The sequence below is a fragment of the Burkholderia sp. MR1-5-21 genome (genome assembly GCF_053427715.1).
This window is the reverse complement of the sequence record NZ_JBSAXD010000005.1, coordinates 85,584-103,283: the sequence shown is the minus strand read 5'-3', so window position 1 is coordinate 103,283 and position 17,700 is coordinate 85,584. Positions and strand designations below refer to the sequence as shown.

Here is a 17,700-nt window from a genome sequence, read left to right as displayed (position 1 = left end):
GTCTTCCTCTGTCCGTTACGCTACGACGGGGGCGGGCTCTGTCGTCCCGGCTGCAACGTCGTCCCGATCGACGAAATCGATCGTCAAGTTGCCCTCGGCCGAGCTCGACAACACGATCTTCGCGGGCGCGGCGCCGGCCGCCATGCGCGCGAGCAGTTCACGGGATACGGTGGGCAGGATGCGCTGGTTGAGGAACACATCGACGTTGCGCGCGCCGGACTCGCGCGCGAGGCAAAGCTCGGCCATCGCTGCGATCAGCGACGCGTCGCACGCCAGCTCGACGTCGTGCTGCCGGCGCAGGCGCTCGGCGATCCTTGCCAACTTGAGCCGCACGATCGACGCAAGCGCGACGGCGTCAAGCGGCCGATAGACGAGCGACTGGAAGCGCGCGAGCAGCGCGGTCTGGAAGTGCGCGACAAGCTGCGGGTGAATCGCGTCGAGCAGCGCCGCCTGCGCGATGTCCGGATTATCGGCGGTGACCTCGTCGATCCGGGCGCTGCCGAGATTGGAGGTCATCAGGATCACGCAGTTGCGGAAATCGATTTCCCGCCCTTCGCCGTCGCGCATCATGCCGCGGTCGAACACCTGATAGAACATGTCCAGCACGTCGCGGTGGGCCTTCTCGACCTCGTCGAGCAGCACGACGCTGTATGGACGCTGCCGCACGGCTTCGGTCAGGATGCCGCCGCGGCCGTAGCCGACATAGCCGGGCGGGGAGCCCTTCAGTTGCGAGACCGTGTGCGACTCCTGATATTCCGACATGTTGATCGTCGTGAGCGCCGCCTCCCCGCCGAACAGCAGGTCGGCCAGGGCCAGCGCCGTTTCGGTCTTGCCGACGCCCGATGTTCCCGCGAGCAGAAATACGCCGAGTGGTGCATGTTCATTCTTGAGACCTGCCTTCGCGGTGCGCAGGCTCTCCGCGAGCGCAGCCAGCGCGTCGTCCTGAGCGACCACGCGCTTGGCCAACTGCTGTTCAAGGGTCAGCAGGCTCTGCAGTTCGTCTTCCATCAGGTTGCCGACCGGCACACCCGTCCATTCCGCGACGACGCGCGCGATCGCCGATGCGTCGACGTCCACGAAGACCAGCGGCGTCTTGCCTTGCCGATCGGCAAGCCGGCGTTTGGCGTCGTCGAGCGGGTCGCGGTCGGACGCTGAGCTGCCTTCACTGATCTCGGCCCGATGCTGGTGGACGAGACGGACCAGTTCGAGTTCGCCGACATAGCGGGCCTGCAAGCTTGTCAGGATATTGCGGGCCTCGGTCAACGCGCTTTCCAGCGCCGCGCGCCGGGCCGCAACATCGTCGACGCCGGCCCGCGCGTCCGAGTCGAGCGTCGCCTGTTCCAGTTCGAGCGCGGAGACCGCGGCGCGTGCACGCTGCAGTTCTGCCGGCGGCGATTCCAGGCCCATGCGCACGCGCGCGGCGGCCGTGTCAATCAGATCGACGGCCTTATCCGGCAGTTGCCGGGCCGGGATGTAGCGGCGCGACAGCTTGACGGCCGCGACGAGCGCCTCGTCGCGGATGTGCACGTTGTGGTACTTCGCATAGCGGTTCTTCAGGCCGCGCAGCATCAGGCAAGCCGCATCATCGTCGGGTTCGTCGACCTTGATGATCTGGAAGCGGCGCTCGAGCGCTGCGTCGCGCTCGAAGAATTCCTTGTACTCCGACCACGTCGTTGCCGCGATCGTGCGCAGTTCGCCGCGCGCGAGCGCGGGTTTGAGCAGGTTGGCGGCGTCAGCGCCGCCGGCGGCGTTGCCCGCGCCGATCAGCGTGTGGGCTTCGTCGATGAAGAGCAGGATCGGCATGGGTGAGGCCTGCACTTCGTCGATCACGTTCTTGAGGCGCTGCTCGAATTCGCCCTTCACACCGGCGCCGGCCTGCAGCAGACCGAGATCGAGCGTGAGAATGCGTACGTCACGAATGACGTTGGGCACGCTCCCCTCGGCGACGCGCAGCGCGAGGCCTTCGACGAGTGCGGTTTTGCCGACGCCCGGCTCACCAACGAGGATCGGATTGTTCTTGCGCCGGCGCGCGAGCACATCGACCATCTGCTGGATCTCGCGATCGCGGCCGAACACGGGGTCGATGTCGCCGCGGCGGGCCTTGTCGGTCAGATCGATCGCAAAACGGGCGAGGGTGTCGCCTTCAGTGGTTCGCCGGGGCGCAGGCGTCGTTGTCGCAACGCGTGCGGCCGTCTCTTTGGGGGTGTCTCCGGCCGGGACCGTCGCATTGTCATCCGCTCCGGCTTCGCTGCCTTCACCGAGCCGGCTCTCGCACGACCGATGGGCGAGGCGAGGCAGGAGCCGCTGGACCTGCGCGCTGCTGATGGACAGCAGCGGCCAGGCGTTCTGCGCACGCAGCACATGGGGCGTATCGACAATCGCCTGCAGCAGGTTGCCGGACCGGATGGTTGCCTCATCCGTCTCCGACGACGCGTGCATCCACGCATCCTGCAGCATGGTCGCCAGTTGCGGGGAGAGGGCGGGCTTGCCGCGCAGGTTGCGGGGAAGGTGTTCGATCGCGGCGATCAGCGCATCCCAGACGGTGCCGATGTTGATCCCGTAGTGCCGCAGAATCGCCGGAATGTCGCCGTCCGCCGCCTCGATCAGCTTGAGCAGCCAGTGCTCGACCGTAATTTCGTCCGCGAGACGCGTCTGGCATAGGCTCACGGCCGCTTCGAGCGCCTTGGCGCAGTGCGGATTCAGCCGACGGAGCAGGTGAGTAGTGTCGCGCGGAGTCATGTCGATGCCTGAGTACGGAAAGGCGCGAGCCGCAATCATCGGCGCGGCTCGCTCCCGGGTAGAAAGAGGCCAGCCAGAACAGGTCAGGCTGGCAAAGGAACCGCCAGAGGGCCCGGCGGTTCCGACCATACGATAAGGATCAGGAACGCTCGTTCCAGGTGTCTTTGTGGATGATGTTGCCGTCCTTGTACGACCACGTGATCGTTTCGTAGCGCAGCTCGACGTTTTCGAGGTGGTTGTGCTTTTCGTAGTCCGGGTTCTTGATGTCGTACATCACCGGATTCACAGCGACGATCTTGACGTTGTCGAGCTTCGTGTTGAAGTACTCCTTCTCCTTGCCGGCATCGTCGATCCTGTACCACTTGATCTCGACCGACTTGAGCGTCTGGCCGCTCGTCACCGCCTTGTACAGATACGGCGTCGCCGCGTCCGTTTCCTTCGTCAGCGTGATGGGCTTGTGCACACGCGTGCCCGTCAGCTTGCCGGTGTTGCCGTCGGTCGGGATGTGCACGCCGTGGTCGAACGCGACGAGTTCGACGCTGCCTTCACGGCCTTGAACCGTCACCGAACCCTTGATGTCGGCGCCGCCATCGTCCTTGAGCCACATATAGGCCGGAATTGCCATTGCTTCACTCCTCTGTACGTACTACTAAGATAGCCCGGAGCCAGCCCCCGAGCTTCAGAATCCCGAAGCGAAATGCTTCAGGGGCTAAAGTCTGCTCTTTACTTGGCCAAGTCCTGATGGTCGGGGAGATCCGGCACCAGCGTAATTTCCACGCGGCGGTTCTTCGCACGGCCGTCCGGCATGTCGTTGCTCGCGATCGGACGCGTCATGCCGTAGCCCTGGATCGCAAACTGCGTCGCCGGAATGCCCGAGGCATCGATCAGCCAGTCGCGCACGGCCTCCGCGCGTGCCGTGGAGAGCTTCAGGTTGCTGTCCGGATTGCCCACGTTGTCGGTGTAGCCGGCAACGAGAATTCGCTTGTCGGGATGTGACTTGATCATGTCGAGCGCGCCGACCATTGCGCGGTTCGAGCCGGGCTTCAACTGCGCGCGACCGCTGTCGAACAGCGACATGCTGTCGAGGGTGACGACAGCGGGCGGCGGCGGAGGTGGCACATACGATGCGATCGCATCGTTCAGCGCCGGCATCAACTGCGCACCTCGGTACATGCCGAACGACAGACGCAGCGGGATGCCCGTGCGCGCATACCGGTCAAGCTGATCACGATCGGCCACCAATGCCTGCAGCGCATCACGTTTCGCGGCGTCGTGATCGGCCGGGATCGTCGAATAGCGGCCGAGATCGGCACCCATTCGGGTCAGCAGGGTTTCGTTGTTCCTGGCCGCGCCCCAGAACGCGACGGCGGCGGCGCAAGCGAGCAGAGCGAGCGCGTGCGCCACGGCTGCCAAGCGAGGTGACATCCAGTATCGTCGGGGCATCGCCTCAATCAGCGGCTGCGGGAGTGGCCACGGCGTCGGCGAGGCGGCGGAGCTTGCACGTGTCACGCGAGTCTGCATTTCGACGTCGCGTTCCCACGGCGCGTCCGGTCCGCTTGCGGGTCCGCAGTCGATCCAGCCGGCGCCGAACAACGCCCACGGCGTCGCCGGCTGCAGTTGGTCCGCGAGCGCGCCGAGCACGACGCGCTGCGTCCAGCCCATGACCGACGCAAGGGCGGCTGCACGCGTCGCGGCCACGCGATCGCCGGGTGCACGCTGGACCGCATCCTCCGCCGCCCGGATCACGGGTTCGAGACGATCGGCGTCCGTCAGGTGGGCGGCCGAGGAAGCGCCGTACCACTCCGGCGTCGTGAGATCGACCGGGCCGGTGGTAAGCCGCTGATAGACCGCCACGTACCCGGGTAATCGCGTGCCCAGCATCCGGGCGGCATCGGCGACTGCCTGCCGAATGACGCGCAGATTTTGCATCAGCACGTCCACTCCCGTGTGCAACGCCGGCGCGACCGACAGAACGACGCCATCCGGGGCCCGGCCGTCACGCCATTGCCTGACCGCTACGGCCAGTCGCGGCAGATCCTGCGGACGATCGGCGCGCAGCCAGATGCCGCCGTCGCCGACGTGCACGTGCCGGGTTTCGCCAATCCGGTCGAACAGCGCGGGCAGACCATCACCGGTTACCAGCACGAGCGGCATGCGCGTGCGCAGGTTCACCGGAATGTCCGCCGTCGCGGCACCCAGCGCGGCAAGCACGCTCGTACTCTGCTCACGCGCGCGGGAAAGCCGCTGTGTGCGCCACCCCATCAGCGCGAGCGCCACGAGGCCGATGATTACCGCGAGCGTCCAGATGACGCCCGGACCGAGCGGCAACACCAGCCAGATAACCGCGAGTGCCAGCGCGGCTGCGAATGCGACCATGACCCGGGACGGATAGCCGAGCCCTTCGTGACCGCGATCAGGCGTCCACGTCGACGCCGCGGAGAGAACAGGCAGGTCGGATTTCACGGGCGAGCAGCCTTTGCTGTCACAAGATGCGCGAGCTGCACGTCGAGCGCCGTGGACCAGACGCCCCATACAACCGCCGCGGCAACGCAGGCGAGTCCGGCGATCGCCCATGGGGAAAGGCGGTAAAACCAATCGGAAAGCCGCCGTCCGGCACGATCCGCGATGAACGGTCGATCCGAGGTCGAGCGCAGCGTTTCCAGTTTGGCGTTGAGTGACGCAATCAACGCAGCGCGCTTCGCTTCGCCCTCGCGAGCGTACCGGCCGACGAATCCCATCTCGAGGATCGCCGAGTAGCATTCGAGCAGCGCGACCGACGGCGACGGCTCGCGCATGCGGGCGTCGAGCCGCTCGAACACGCGCTCGCCCGCTTCATGCAGGTTGAACTGCTCCACCTGCAGGGGCCTGTTCTCCCATCCGGACCGGGCGTCGCTCGGCAGATGTCGCAGTGCTGCCTCATCGAGCAGACCGCACTGTGCGACCAGCGCCTCGTTGCGTACATCGTCCGGAAAGCCTCGTCCCTCCAGGTCGCTTGCGAACTGTTCGACAAGCTGCTTGCACCGTCCGCGCAACGCGACCGGGTCCTGCGTCTGCCCACCCGAGCCGAGTGTCGTCACGAGCAGCGCCGTGTCGCGGAGCAGATCGCGAATCCCGTCGACGGTCGGGATGCCGGCGCCCGCCGCACTCTGCATCAGGGCAGTCTCGTTTCGGTTGGGATTCAGGGCGTTCATGAGCGCAGCACCGCGTAGAGTTCGAGCGAGGCGTCCGGTACCGACGCGGGAAGGTAGATCTGGCAGGCCCGCGCGGCGAGCATCTTCCCGTGTACGGTACTGGTCGAGTCCAGCGCGAAGTAGTGGTTGTCCAGACGCACCGGGATTGCGGCCGGCACCCGCTGCACGGCCTTGAGCGGAATGCCGAGCAGTGCGGAATTGATGATGTGCTCGACGTCGTCAGGCGCTCCGATCTTGCACAGCCGCGGAAACGTTTCAACAAGCTCGAACGCGGGAATCGGCGCGTTGACCGACAGGTACCAGTCTGCGGCGTCTGCGACGATTCGCTCATCGAGGAACTCGCCGGTCCAGGTGGTCGGCCCTTTGCGCGTGAGGCCGATCGAGACAACCCGGGACGGAATGATCGCGTCGAGCAGTTCTCGGATTGTCGACTCGAGCTTCGCAAACACCTCGTCGGCCCGCGCGTGGTCGTACGCCGGAATGTCGGTCAGCTGGGCGCCTGTCGAGAAAGTCATCAACGCGCTGGCCAGTTGTGCCAGCGTGGCGTACAGATGCTCCGGAGGCCGGCTCGGATGCGTCGAGAACAGCCGCAGCTCCGGCCACGCCGCATGGATGCAGTGAAGCAGCCAGAAGAGCTGCACGTCTGCCACGCCGTATTCGGCGACCTGCTCGATGCGCTCGCTACGGCGAGCACCGAGCGCGAGGCTCTTGGCGTGCAGGATGTCCGTCAAGCGATTGACCCGTTCGAGGTGCAACGAATGGCTGCCGAGCGTGAGGCAAGGCGGTACGAACCGCTGATCGATCTGGAACTGGCCGCTCGATCCACGCGTCAGTCGCGTGATCGCGCAGGTCGTGTCGTCGGCATGCGACTCGAAGTCGAACAAGAGCCTTACCGCATGCCGTTCCGCGGCGATCTCGGTCACGCCGGTTCCATTCAGGTCCGCGACCTTCACGAATTCACGGTATGAGCGCCGCGGGCGGGCAAGCGAGGTTTCGTCGAAACGGCAGTTGCTGCCGTTCGCATCCGGCAACGCCAGTGCTGCGAGCACGACGACGCTCTGAACGTCCGCCGGCACGCCTTGCGTCAGATCACGCGCAGAAGGCAGCGCATCGGCGATGCTCGTATCGACCGGGGTGCCATCCGGAAAGCACAGTCTCAGGCGGGTGAGTTTCAGGCGGCCCGTGGCCAGCGCTTCTTCGTCGACGTCGACGGCAAGCGTTCCCCACGGCTCTGCAATTGCCGCAGATACGTACTGACGTAGTGCAAATTCAGCCCATCGGTCCTGTTGCTGAAAATGCTGCTGCGTCAGGATGAGGCCCTCGTGCCAAAGTGGCTTCTCGATTCGCATGATCTCTCGTGTGGTGCGATTGTTCGTTATTCGGTGCAACGGCGTAACCTATACACGATCTTCTACGAAAGGCGCAACCAATACCGCTAAATCCAAGTAGTTTGGTTTACTAATGACTGTATCGAAGGGTGTGCGAAAACGTCAAATCCAAAAGCCGATTATTTCGAGATGGTTTGTTTTTGAGATTGTCCGGAACGCCACTGTGAAAATTGCAACGCAACAATCGTCAAGTCTCGCAAAGCAAGGCTATATAAGGGTTTGGCGTTGATGGCGCGTGGATGGAAACGATCTTTCGTGGTCGATATATTCTTTATTTGGATAAGGAGTGAGGTTGTGGAATGTGTAAGGTTATTTAAGATTTGACGGTTCGTGACATTTAAATGGCGTATCGATGGCGCGACACGCTTTGACGCGCGTCGGGTTTACCGTGTATAAGTGCCATGCGATTTCGCCGTACGAACGGAGACCGCACGATGAAGCATCGATCCGGGCACGCCGCGCATTGCATAAGTGTGCGTTGCATGGAACGGGTGAGCATCGTGCCGAATGCGTCGTGCGCCTGCCCAATGCTTGACCATTAACAATTAAGGATTGCAAATGGATAGCTTCCAGAGAGAAATTCCGAAGAGTCGCGTATCAATTACCCTGGATCTGCATACGGGCGGGGCCCAGAAGAATGTCGAGCTGCCGTTGAAGCTGCTCGTCGCCGGCGACTTCAGCGCGGGTCGCGAGCAGGCGCCGCTGGCCGAGCGAAAGAAGGTCAATATCGACAAGAACAACTTCGATGCCGTCCTGGCTGACTACGCGCCGGATCTCACGATTGCCGCGGAAAACACCCTGGCTGGCGATGGTTCGGAACTGCCGGTGAATCTCTCATTCCGCTCGATGAAGGATTTCGAGCCGGAGCAGGTTGCTCGCCAGATCCCGGAGCTGCAAGCGATGTTGGCGATGCGCAATCTGTTGCGCGACCTCAAGTCGAATTTGCTCGACAACGGCACGTTCCGCCGTGAGTTCGAGAAGATTCTGAAGGACAAGCGCCTCACCGACAAGCTGCGTGGCGAGCTGGCGCAGATCGTGACGGCCGCTACGCAACAGGAAGGTCATGCCTGAGCGCGGCCGGCCGAAGAGGGCCGTCACCGCCTCCCGCAACCACGCAGCCATACGAAACGGGACTGAGAGAGCCATGAAACAGAATGAAGCGAGTCAGCGCGCATCGGAAACGGTCGTGCTCGAGAATGACAGCGTTTACGCCGCGCTGTGCAACAAGATCAACCTGAAGCCGGTCGCGGAAGCGCGGCCGCTCGAAGCGTTTCGCGATAACGACACGCTGTCGGAAGCGTCGGCCGACGAGCGCGTTGCGCGCGGGATGGACGCGCTGCTCAACCTCATCGCGAAGGAAAGCAAGCCGGTCGACCGTCTCGACAAATCGCTGCTCGACTTCTACATCGGGCAACTCGATCGCCAGATCAGCCACCAGCTCGACGCTGTGATGCATACGCCGGACTTCCAGGCCCTGGAAGGTCGCTGGCGCGGCCTGAAGATGCTCGTCTCGCGCACCGACTTCCGCAAGAACGCTCGCATCGAAGTGCTGGACGTATCGAAGGATGCGCTGCAGCGCGATTTCGAGGACACGCCGGAACTGATCCAGAGCGGCCTGTATCGCCTGACCTACATCGAGGAATACGACACGCCGGGCGGGCAGCCGATCAGCGCGATGGTCAGCGACTTCGAGTTCACGCATTCGCCGCAGGACGTGGCACTGCTGCGCAACATCTCGAAGGTGGCGGCCGCCGCGCACATGCCGTTCATCGGCGCGGTCGGTGCGGCGTTCTTCGGCAAGAAGTCGATGGAGGAGGTCGCGGCCATTCAGGACATCGGCAACTACTTCGATCGCGCCGAATACATCAAGTGGAAGAGCTTCCGCGACACGGACGATGCGCGCTACGTCGGCCTGACGATGCCGCGCGTGCTCGGCCGCCTGCCGTACGGCAAGGATACGACGCCGGTTCGTGCCTTCAACTACGAAGAGGCGGTGAAGGGCCCCGATCACGACAAGTATCTGTGGGTCAACGCGTCGTTCGCGTTCGCGGCCAACATGGTGCGCAGCTTCGTGAACAACGGCTGGTGTGTGCAGATCCGCGGCCCGCAGGCAGGCGGCAAGGTCGAAGACCTGCCGGTCCACCTGTACGACCTCGGCACCGGCGTGCAGCCGAAGATCCCGACCGAAGTGCTGATTCCGGAGACGCGCGAGTTCGAATTCGCGAATCTCGGCTTCATCCCGCTGTCGTTCTACAAGAATCACGACTTCGCGTGCTTCTTCTCGGCCAGCTCGACGCAGAAGCCGGCGCTGTACGAGACCAAGGAAGCGACGGCCAACAGCCGCATCAACGCGCGCCTGCCGTACATCTTCCTGCTGTCGCGCGTCGCGCATTACCTGAAGCTGATCCAGCGCGAGAACATCGGCACGACCAAGGACCGGCGTCTGCTTGAGCTCGAGCTGAACAACTGGATCAAGGGGCTCGTGACCGAGATGAAGGATCCGGGCGACGAGCTGCAGGCGTCGCACCCGCTGCGCGAGGCGAAGGTGACGGTCGAGGACATCGAAGACAATCCGGGCTTCTTCCGCATCAAGCTGTTCATCATCCCGCACTTCCAGGTCGAAGGCATGGACATTGGCCTGTCGCTGGTGTCGCAGATGCCGAAGGCCAAGAGCTGATCTGACGTTCCAAGCATGATCCGCCGGGGCACTGATGGCGCTCCCGGCGGTGTGGTTGTGTGCCTGCACCTGAGAGAAAACCATGTCGATGATATTGCCGTCGCAAGCTTATGAATTGAAGCTGGCGCCGCATCCCGCGCCGACGTCCGTCCTCCGATTCACGGGCCGGGACGCGGTGAGCGAGTTGTACCGCTACGATATCGAGTTCACGAGTCCGATTTCCGGTATCCCGATGGACCAGGTAGTCGGTCGCCCCGCGAAATTCATCGTCGCCCCGGTCGATCCGAACATGGACTATCTGCGCAGGATGTTCGGCGAGAACGCGGAGCAATTCAGCAAGATGCCGCCGGCGTATTCGGTCCACGGCATCGTCACGCAGTTCGACGAGTTCAGCACGTCGGCCGATCAGACGCACTATCGGGTTCGGCTCGAGCCGAAGCTCGCCGACCTGAATCGAGGTGTAACGAGCCGGCTGTTTCAGAAGCAGTCGGTCGAGGAGATCGTTACCGACACGCTGCGTCATTACGGCTACCGGGCCGGGGTCGACTTCCTGTTTCAGCTGCGTGGCCAGTACAAGCGGCACGAGTACGTCACCCAGTATCACGAGACGACGTTTGCCTTTATCCAGCGCCTGTGCGCGGACGAAGGGATCTGGTTCCGGTGGGAGCAGAAGAAGGATCACGCGGTGCTCGTGTTCGGCGACGATCTGGACGCCTATGCGCGAAAGCAACGCACCGTGTCGTACCGGCGCGACTCCGGGCTCGAGAGCTCCGGTACGGACGCGATCAAGACGCTCGAAAAGCGGACCCGGCGCGTGCCGGAAGCCGTGCGTCTGCACGACTACAACCATCGGCAAGCCGGTGTGTCGCTGCTGGTCGAGGAAAACGCCGCGCGCGATGACAAGACGACGACCGGTGTCGATTACCGCTGGGGCGAGCACTATGAGACGCCGGAAGAGGGTAAGCGCGTCGCTCGTCTGCGGCACGAGGAGTTCCTGGCGACGCAGATCACCTTCAAGGGTAGCGGCAACCCGTTCTGGTTGGAGGCGGGTGAAGTCATGCGGCTCGATCCAAATCCGTCCGACGCGAAGCACGGGATCTTCGTCACATCGGTGGAGTCACAAGGCGGCCGCGACCAGTCGTATTGGGTGACTTTCGAGGGGATTCCTTCCGACCGCGTGTGGCGCACGTCGACGGCCTCGATTTCGCATCCGGTCATCGACGGCATCCTGCCGGCGCGCATCACGTCGCCCGGAAACTACAAGTACGCGTACCTGACCGAACAAGGTTGGTATGTGATCAAGCTGCCGTTCGACCTCGACGAGTGGAGTCCAGGTGGCACAAGCCGGCCGGTGCGGTTCGCCAAGCCATACAGCGGCGACAACTACGGCCACCATTTCCCGCTGATTGACGGCGCGGAGGTGGCGATCATCCACACGGGGGGCGACCCGAACCGTCCCGTGATCATCGGGGCGATGCACGACAACCTGCATCCGGACCTCGTCAACAACCTGAATCACACCCGGAACCTCATTGTGACCGCGGCAGGCAACACGCAGCGGATGGAGGACAAGGAAGGTGTCGAGCACATCCACCTGATGACGCCGTTTCAGGACAGCGAGCTCAATCTCGGGCACTTGGTCGACGGTGATCGCAAGGAGCGCGGGCACGGCGCGGAATTGCGCACCGACGGGCCGGTTGCTGTTCGGGGTGCAAAGGGCGTGTTGGTTACCGCCGAAGGGCAGCCAGGCGGTGCAGGCCAGCACCTCGCGATGCAGGATGCGGACATGACGCTCGAACAGGCCGAGCAGATCCTGCATACGCTTAATGACTCGGCGAACGCTGCAAAGGCGTTGCAGGCTGACATCGATCAACAGCGCGTGCTGATCCAGCAAAAGCTCAAGCGACTTCAAAAACCCGTCATCGTCGCGACAGCCCCCGATGGCGTCGGGCTCGCCAGTGGTCAGCAGATGCAGCTTGCTGCCCGCAAGCAAATGTTTGTCACTGCCGGAGACGGGCTCGACATCGGTGTCATGAAGCGTATCGCAGTCGCGGCCGGCGAAGCGATCTCGTTATTCGCGGCGAGGCTCGGGATTCGGATCTTCGCCGCGAAGGGGAAAGTCCAGCTCCAGGCGCAGTCCGACACGATGGAACTGATGTCGATGCAGGACATGACAGCCAGTTCCTCAGATGGAGAAGTGATCATCACGGGCCGCAAAGGTGTCACGCTCGGCGATGGGGCCGGCGCCTACATCAAGCTCTCGGGCGGCAAGATCATTCTCGGCAGTCCGGCCGGAGAAATCGAGGTCAAGGGCAACCTGAAAATCGACGACGCCGACGGTGGCAGCTTCAAATTCCCGACGTGGTCCACGGCGCCGTTGAACGACGTGAAGGACGCAACGAACTTCGGATTTTCTGAATAACGCTCAATAATGACAAGCCAACCTGCACCGAAGAAGCCGCAGTCGCCTACGCCGGCGCCAGCCAAGCTGAAGCCGTTGCCGTTCGCCTTTCCGTTTCTTCGGAAGGGACGCGGCCAGTCGGAGGCCTCCGCCCAGTTCACCGACGAGCACGAGATTTACCGGCTGCTGGCCGAACGCGAGCCGTCAGGCGCGTATCTCGTCAGCCGCAAGGGGGTGTGGCACGGTGGCATCCACATCACGGAGGCCGGCGCCGGGCAGTCGCTGGATCTCGAAGCGGGAATGCGCTGCATCGCCGACGGTGAGCTGATCGCGTTTCGCGCCAACAAGATATACCCGCTTAGCGAGATCGCCGAAGCCGGTAGTGGATCGCCCGTTCAGGCGCCGTATAGCACGGGCTTCGCGCTGGTGCGGCACAAGATGGAGTTCCCCCAAGGCACGAAGCTGACGTTCTACAGCCTGTACATGCACCTGATGTCCTGGGAGGACTACGCGAACTTCCCGAAGCGTGACAAGCCGTCTTACTGGCCGCGGCAATGGCAGGTGACGCAGTATGCGCAGGATAAACCCTCGCCGGGTCGCAACGGACAGGCCGCTGATCCGTCGCAGCAGGGGCTGAGGGTTCGCAAGACCCCCAATGGCACGCCGATTGGCATCCTGCCGCAGGCCGCAAGTGTGAGCCTCGGCAGGAAGGAGAAAGTGCACGGACGGGAGTGGGGCAAGGTGACGGACCTGCTCGGAGCTTCGCTGTACCCGCCCGAAGCCGGCGGCTACGTCGAGCCGTCCCTTGCAGTTGGCGGCTGGATTTCTATGGGCCAGGAAAATGGCGGACCGGTCGTCGAAGAGGTCATCGCGGACTCGATGTTCGACCGCGTGATCGTGACGACGAATCAGACGTGCACAAAGGGTGATCCGCAAGGCGATGGAGGCGGCATTCCGGTCAAGGCAGGCGACCTGATTGGCCACCTCGGCCGCTACGACTCGCTGAACCAATGCACGTCCGGAACCCGGATGGCGCACATCGAGGTGTACTGCGACGACGGCATCCAGTCGTTCCTCGAACAGGGTCGCGCATGGGTCAACCAGCACGGTCCGCACAAGGCGGACTGGGCGGCACTGGGCCTGCCATCCGAGCCAACAATCCTGCGGATCGCGCCGGGCACGGTGCTGTATCAACGTACCCAGGATAACAAGTTCGTTCCAGGCGCTGATCCGCAGTCGAGAAAGACGGACGCGGTTCAGGTGTATTCGCTCGCCGAACTGGCGCGTGAACCGAATCGGCGGATCCCCGAGCCGCATCCGCATCCCGATCCGGGTTACCCGGTGAGCTGGTGGCACGTTGACGGCGTGAATGCACAAGGTCAACCGATCGACGGTTGGGTGTGCGACTTCAACCACACGCCAGGGAGGGTGACGCGAGAATTCGCGCAGAAGTGGATCGACTTTGAATGCCTGGCGGATGCCCATGATCCCGCGCACACGATCTTTGCGACAACCCCGAAGTGGGTTGATTATGCGAGCGATGCGAATGCTGTTGACCTCGCTTCGCGTTCGAAGCTTAGCCCTTTGATGCTCAGGGTGTACGACGCCCTGTTCAAGAAAGGCGATGGCAAGCAGGCAGCAGATGAACTATGCACGCTATCGCAGACCGAGCGTGGCGGCTATCCGTGGCTGATGCAGGCGGCGTCCCGGCTGATCGTCAAGCACGAAAGCGAGTGGGCCAATCCATCAAAGTGGACGCAGCTAATTGCAGAGCTGGAGAAGCAGACGGGACCCAAGCCGCAGCACGAGGAAGAGCAGAAGCGGATTGAGAAGCTCGCGTGGTGGGATGACGTGAAGGCCAGGGTGCAGGGCTTTCCGGGTCCAGATGTACATCATGTTAACCCAATTGCCATCGCAGCAAATTTCTCCAGCAAGAATCTTGTGTGCAAGAGATGCGCTGCGATAGTCACATTAACCACAGAGTTCTTGAGAAAAATTGCCCCCGGCGCTGATGCCAACTTTGTCGTCGAAATGACCCGCGCTTCAGTTGAATTATTCCCGGAATATGGTGTAAATAGCTGCCGCCAAGTGAAGCATCTCTTAGCGCAGGCCAAGCACGAGACGCAGCGCTTTACAGCATTCAGAGAGTCGCTCAACTATGCAAGCTACACCGGGCAAAGACTGTATGGCATGGCCCCCACTGCTATCAACAACGGTTTTGCTCGTAAAAATATGACCTTTCCAACTCCTTTGGCAAAGATTGCATGGATTCAAAATCATCTGATTGCAAATGATGCCGCTTATGGTGAACACTGCTTTGGGGCCAACGAACAACCCGGAAAAGACTTTCGTGGTCGCGGCCTGCTTCACTTGACCCATTACGAAACCTACAAGCGCTGCGCGCAAGCGATTGGCTATCCTATTGATAGTCAGCCAGAGCTTGTCGAAAATAACCCCAGAGTGATTATAGAGACTGGATTATGGTTCTGGAGTGACAGGGGCATTGGTTCGATTGCTGACAATCCAACGGCCGTCGGAGATGGCGGCGTCAAGAAGGTTACTCACCCAATAAACCCCGGATACAAAGGTCTTTCTGAACGACAGCAGTTCAAAAGAGAGATTTCTGCCATATTCAATCAATATTTTTCATCGGGGTGCACTGATGATTAAGAATTATATTTTCTTGGCGATCGCTCTTATGAGCGGTTCGGCATGCGCGAAGAATACGTGTGCCGATATTCACGGCGCACAGAGTTACCCGCCGCTGAGCATAGAGAGCGGAATAATCTGCTTTGTTCGAGAGCAGGTATTGGATCCTAAGACTGGGGCGCAGGTCGGCAACGAGGCGATTTCCTTGTATTATATCGCCGATGGAAATTCCCCTTTAAAGGCCGAAGGTCGTGGGCTGCTCTATGACGATACACCCGGCGAAATTGTCGACGCATTTTCATTGAAAATTGATCAAAATTACCGAGAAAAAATCTTCGTAATCCACTCAGTGGAAGTGCGAGACTCTCTCGCGGAACCAAATTCATCTGGCAAGTTCTACTCTGTCGATGTTTTTGATCTGACCGGGAACGTCTTGCGTCGTAATGAGCGCGCTTCCGATTGGTTTGGGACGGGTTATAGCTTCATATCAGATGGGGCGAAAATGGTATACAAATTCCCTTACCTGTCAAGACTGGATGTTCGGCGGGCAATAGAATCTCCTTTCGCATCGCTGATGAGTGGGAACGGCAACATTCCTGTCCGAGTGAAGTTTAAAAGCTACCTGTTCGAATTACCGAACACTAGTGACAAGACAAGAAAATATCTGATCGAAGGAGATCGGGCTACAGTTGGAAAAGTTACAGCAGGATGGTGTCAAGTTAATTTCTCTGGAGGTGCGAACCCGCTAGAGATGTGGTTAATGTGTTCCGCGCTTGAAATTGAAGGGCGGACAAAGAAGGTGAATTGATATCAGAAGAAGCAGGTTGTGGATTTCATTGGTCGTTTGCACATTGCCATCGCTAAGAAGTCGAGCGGCTATAGCAATTCAGTAAGTGACTTCTTTCTATCTCGGTTAGGTCGCGCGCTTGTTCTTGATCAAGACGTCAACGCACCCGGTAATGTCTCTAAAGATCTTGGAACATCGATTAATACACTTCGGGCACGGCACACGGCATTGGGCACAGACCCGACGCAATGGGGTGACAGCAGATCGCAGTATGAAGCCGAACTTATTCAGATCTATGGCCCATCACGCCATATGAACTCTGCTGTAGAACGTTACAACCACCTTCGCGGGATGCTGTAAAACTCAAAATGATTCGTAGATCCATATTTTTGTTCTTGGCAGTACTGTCTGCCTGCGTTCAGGCCCAGGTAAGTATGTCGGGTGAATCAAGTGTTCTACAGTATACCAATCGCGGGCACGACGCCTACCGATCGCTTCGCTTTAAGCGGCCAGATGGCACGATGTTTGCCCCTTTCGATGAGGGATTGAAATTTTACGAGCCGGGCACGAACAGTCTGTCTCCGGACAAACAGTACCCAATCGTGAATTTTTCTGCTGAAGGAGATCTCGATGATTCCAGCGGTGCGTCTGTACATTCCGAGTATCTGTGTGCCTTCGTACGTATGAAGGACGGTTGCGTTGTGCATGTGGCGCAAGATGCAGTCTGTGGTGGAGAGTGGCGCCCGCCTCACCAGTGGTCCGTCAACATTGAGTCGATCTTCGATAATCCACCTAATGCAGCCGACATCTATGCCGCTTATTCGTCGAAACACAAAAGCGGATATCAAATTTCACAGCCGCCAATCCTAGCATATCTGACGGAAGGTACCACAATTGACAATCTGCTTGCATGCGATCCACCAGTTTCAGGGAACAGAAATGCTTATTCGAAATTACTTGTCCAATTACAGAGGGATGGAGACACCGAAAACGCCGCAAAGCTGAAGAAGATCCTGACTGGCGACCGGAATGGCACATCTATCCACGTGGCGCCAGTTGAGTCGGGCACCTGGGTCGGACATGCAGTGATTTCAAAGAGGGCATATCTATATGCAATGCCGGAGAAATCATCAGTTACCAGAGCCTACCTTGTGCAAGGTGACTCAGTATTGGTGAATGGCTCTAGTTTGTCGAAGGGGTTTGTGGTGTCAAGGTATCGTCAGAAGAACGGAAATATTATCGATCGATGGATTCGTTGTGAAGATGTGAATGCGTGTTCCACAGGTAGCCACCAGTAAAAATGTGATTGGAATTGCGGATTCCGGCAATGTTCGTGCCGTATCGAAGGCAGTGAACGGCGGCGCTATTGGTTATCCAGAACGCTTGATTGCATACAACAATGTCGCTCTAATTCTTTGGCTCCCCAAAGGATGTGGTTAATGTGCGCAGCGCTTGAAACTGAACGTCGGGCAAAGAGTGTAAATTGAGGATTGATTTATGTGTGCGATTTGAGCGGTAAAGTTAATTGCGAATGTTTTTGAAGTTCACGAGATAAATTGGAAGCGCCAAATGAAAAATTTCGCATATGAAGGTGACGCAACGAGCCACGGCGGCAAGATCCTGACTGGCTCGGATCGCATCAAGGTGAAGGGTCGCCGGGCCGCGCGCATTGGCGACAAGGTCTCGTGCCCGATCCACGGCGACAACGAAATCGTCGAAGGCAGCGGCAGGATGAAGGACGGCACCACACCACTTTCCCGCGATGGCGATCACACGCGCTGCGGAGCCGTCCTCGTTGCCTCGTCCACCGGGGCGCAGGTTCGGTAAGCGATGCCTGTCGATTTCAATCGCGTTCCGCCGCGGGTGAG

At 60.6% G+C, this 17,700-nt stretch carries 13 protein-coding genes; 8 read left to right on the top strand and 5 right to left on the bottom strand.

What is annotated here, in order from left to right; translation table 11 throughout:
* Positions 1-15: 15 nt before the first annotated feature.
* The 5 genes from tssH to tssK all read right to left on the bottom strand — a co-directional run bounded on the left by tssH (position 16) and on the right by tssK (position 7,279).
* Positions 16-2,739 carry a type VI secretion system ATPase TssH gene (gene tssH, locus ACV229_RS08970; RefSeq protein WP_448083000.1) on the bottom strand — a complete coding sequence of 908 codons (2,724 nt, stop codon included), beginning with the start codon at positions 2,737-2,739 and terminating at the stop codon, positions 16-18.
* A 139-nt stretch (positions 2,740-2,878) separates the two neighbouring features.
* On the bottom strand, positions 2,879-3,364 hold the full coding sequence (locus tag ACV229_RS08965; RefSeq protein WP_448082768.1) for an Hcp family type VI secretion system effector: 486 nt from the start codon (positions 3,362-3,364) through the stop codon (positions 2,879-2,881).
* A 98-nt stretch (positions 3,365-3,462) separates the two neighbouring features.
* Positions 3,463-5,202 carry an OmpA family protein gene (locus ACV229_RS08960; protein WP_448082767.1) on the bottom strand — a complete coding sequence of 580 codons (1,740 nt, stop codon included), beginning with the start codon at positions 5,200-5,202 and terminating at the stop codon, positions 3,463-3,465.
* Positions 5,199-5,930, bottom strand: coding sequence for a DotU family type IV/VI secretion system protein (locus tag ACV229_RS08955; protein WP_448082766.1), 732 nt, complete (start codon positions 5,928-5,930; stop codon positions 5,199-5,201). The genes ACV229_RS08960 and ACV229_RS08955 overlap by 4 nt, the downstream gene beginning before the upstream one ends.
* A complete protein-coding gene (gene tssK / locus ACV229_RS08950) occupies positions 5,927-7,279 on the bottom strand; it encodes a type VI secretion system baseplate subunit TssK (RefSeq protein WP_448082765.1) in 1,353 nt (450 codons plus the stop codon). The genes ACV229_RS08955 and tssK overlap by 4 nt, the downstream gene beginning before the upstream one ends.
* Positions 7,280-7,876: 597 nt before the next feature.
* Here tssK and tssB point away from each other — a divergent pair.
* The 8 genes from tssB (at position 7,877) to ACV229_RS08910 (ending at position 17,659) form a co-directional block, all read left to right on the top strand.
* Positions 7,877-8,389 (top strand): type VI secretion system contractile sheath small subunit, encoded by a 513-nt coding sequence (tssB, locus tag ACV229_RS08945; RefSeq protein ID WP_448082764.1) that lies wholly within the window; start codon positions 7,877-7,879, stop codon positions 8,387-8,389.
* Between the two features lie 73 nt (positions 8,390-8,462).
* The gene (gene tssC, locus ACV229_RS08940) at positions 8,463-9,995 is read left to right on the top strand and encodes a type VI secretion system contractile sheath large subunit (RefSeq protein WP_448082763.1); all 1,533 of its coding nucleotides are present in this window, start codon (positions 8,463-8,465) and stop codon (positions 9,993-9,995) included.
* An 82-nt stretch (positions 9,996-10,077) separates the two neighbouring features.
* A complete protein-coding gene (locus ACV229_RS08935) occupies positions 10,078-12,417 on the top strand; it encodes a type VI secretion system Vgr family protein (RefSeq protein ID WP_448082762.1) in 2,340 nt (779 codons plus the stop codon).
* 9 nt (positions 12,418-12,426) lie between these two features.
* On the top strand, positions 12,427-15,066 hold the full coding sequence (locus tag ACV229_RS08930) for a glycoside hydrolase family 19 protein (protein WP_448082761.1): 2,640 nt from the start codon (positions 12,427-12,429) through the stop codon (positions 15,064-15,066).
* The gene (locus ACV229_RS08925) at positions 15,059-15,853 is read left to right on the top strand and encodes a hypothetical protein (RefSeq protein WP_448082760.1); all 795 of its coding nucleotides are present in this window, start codon (positions 15,059-15,061) and stop codon (positions 15,851-15,853) included. The genes ACV229_RS08930 and ACV229_RS08925 overlap by 8 nt, the downstream gene beginning before the upstream one ends.
* Positions 15,854-15,871: 18 nt before the next feature.
* The gene (locus ACV229_RS08920; protein WP_448082759.1) at positions 15,872-16,192 is read left to right on the top strand and encodes a hypothetical protein; all 321 of its coding nucleotides are present in this window, start codon (positions 15,872-15,874) and stop codon (positions 16,190-16,192) included.
* Between the two features lie 161 nt (positions 16,193-16,353).
* The gene (locus tag ACV229_RS08915; protein WP_448082758.1) at positions 16,354-17,130 is read left to right on the top strand and encodes a hypothetical protein; all 777 of its coding nucleotides are present in this window, start codon (positions 16,354-16,356) and stop codon (positions 17,128-17,130) included.
* Positions 17,131-17,401: 271 nt separating this feature from the next.
* Positions 17,402-17,659 carry a PAAR domain-containing protein gene (locus tag ACV229_RS08910; protein WP_448082757.1) on the top strand — a complete coding sequence of 86 codons (258 nt, stop codon included), beginning with the start codon at positions 17,402-17,404 and terminating at the stop codon, positions 17,657-17,659.
* Positions 17,660-17,700: the final 41 nt, after the last annotated feature.

Excerpts from the sequence above, each read along its gene's own strand:
- tssH (WP_448083000.1), bottom strand. The coding sequence starts at position 2,739 with ATGACTCCGCGCGACACTACTCACCTGCTCCGTCGGCTGAATCCGCAC.
- ACV229_RS08965 (WP_448082768.1), bottom strand. The coding sequence starts at position 3,364 with ATGGCAATTCCGGCCTATATGTGGCTCAAGGACGATGGCGGCGCCGAC.
- ACV229_RS08955 (WP_448082766.1), bottom strand. The coding sequence starts at position 5,930 with ATGAACGCCCTGAATCCCAACCGAAACGAGACTGCCCTGATGCAGAGT.
- tssK (WP_448082765.1), bottom strand. The coding sequence starts at position 7,279 with ATGCGAATCGAGAAGCCACTTTGGCACGAGGGCCTCATCCTGACGCAG.
- tssB (WP_448082764.1), top strand. The coding sequence starts at position 7,877 with ATGGATAGCTTCCAGAGAGAAATTCCGAAGAGTCGCGTATCAATTACC.
- tssC (WP_448082763.1), top strand. The coding sequence starts at position 8,463 with ATGAAACAGAATGAAGCGAGTCAGCGCGCATCGGAAACGGTCGTGCTC.
- ACV229_RS08935 (WP_448082762.1), top strand. The coding sequence starts at position 10,078 with ATGTCGATGATATTGCCGTCGCAAGCTTATGAATTGAAGCTGGCGCCG.
- ACV229_RS08930 (WP_448082761.1), top strand. The coding sequence starts at position 12,427 with ATGACAAGCCAACCTGCACCGAAGAAGCCGCAGTCGCCTACGCCGGCG.
- ACV229_RS08925 (WP_448082760.1), top strand. The coding sequence starts at position 15,059 with ATGATTAAGAATTATATTTTCTTGGCGATCGCTCTTATGAGCGGTTCG.
- ACV229_RS08915 (WP_448082758.1), top strand. The coding sequence starts at position 16,354 with ATGTTTGCCCCTTTCGATGAGGGATTGAAATTTTACGAGCCGGGCACG.
- ACV229_RS08910 (WP_448082757.1), top strand. The coding sequence starts at position 17,402 with ATGAAAAATTTCGCATATGAAGGTGACGCAACGAGCCACGGCGGCAAG.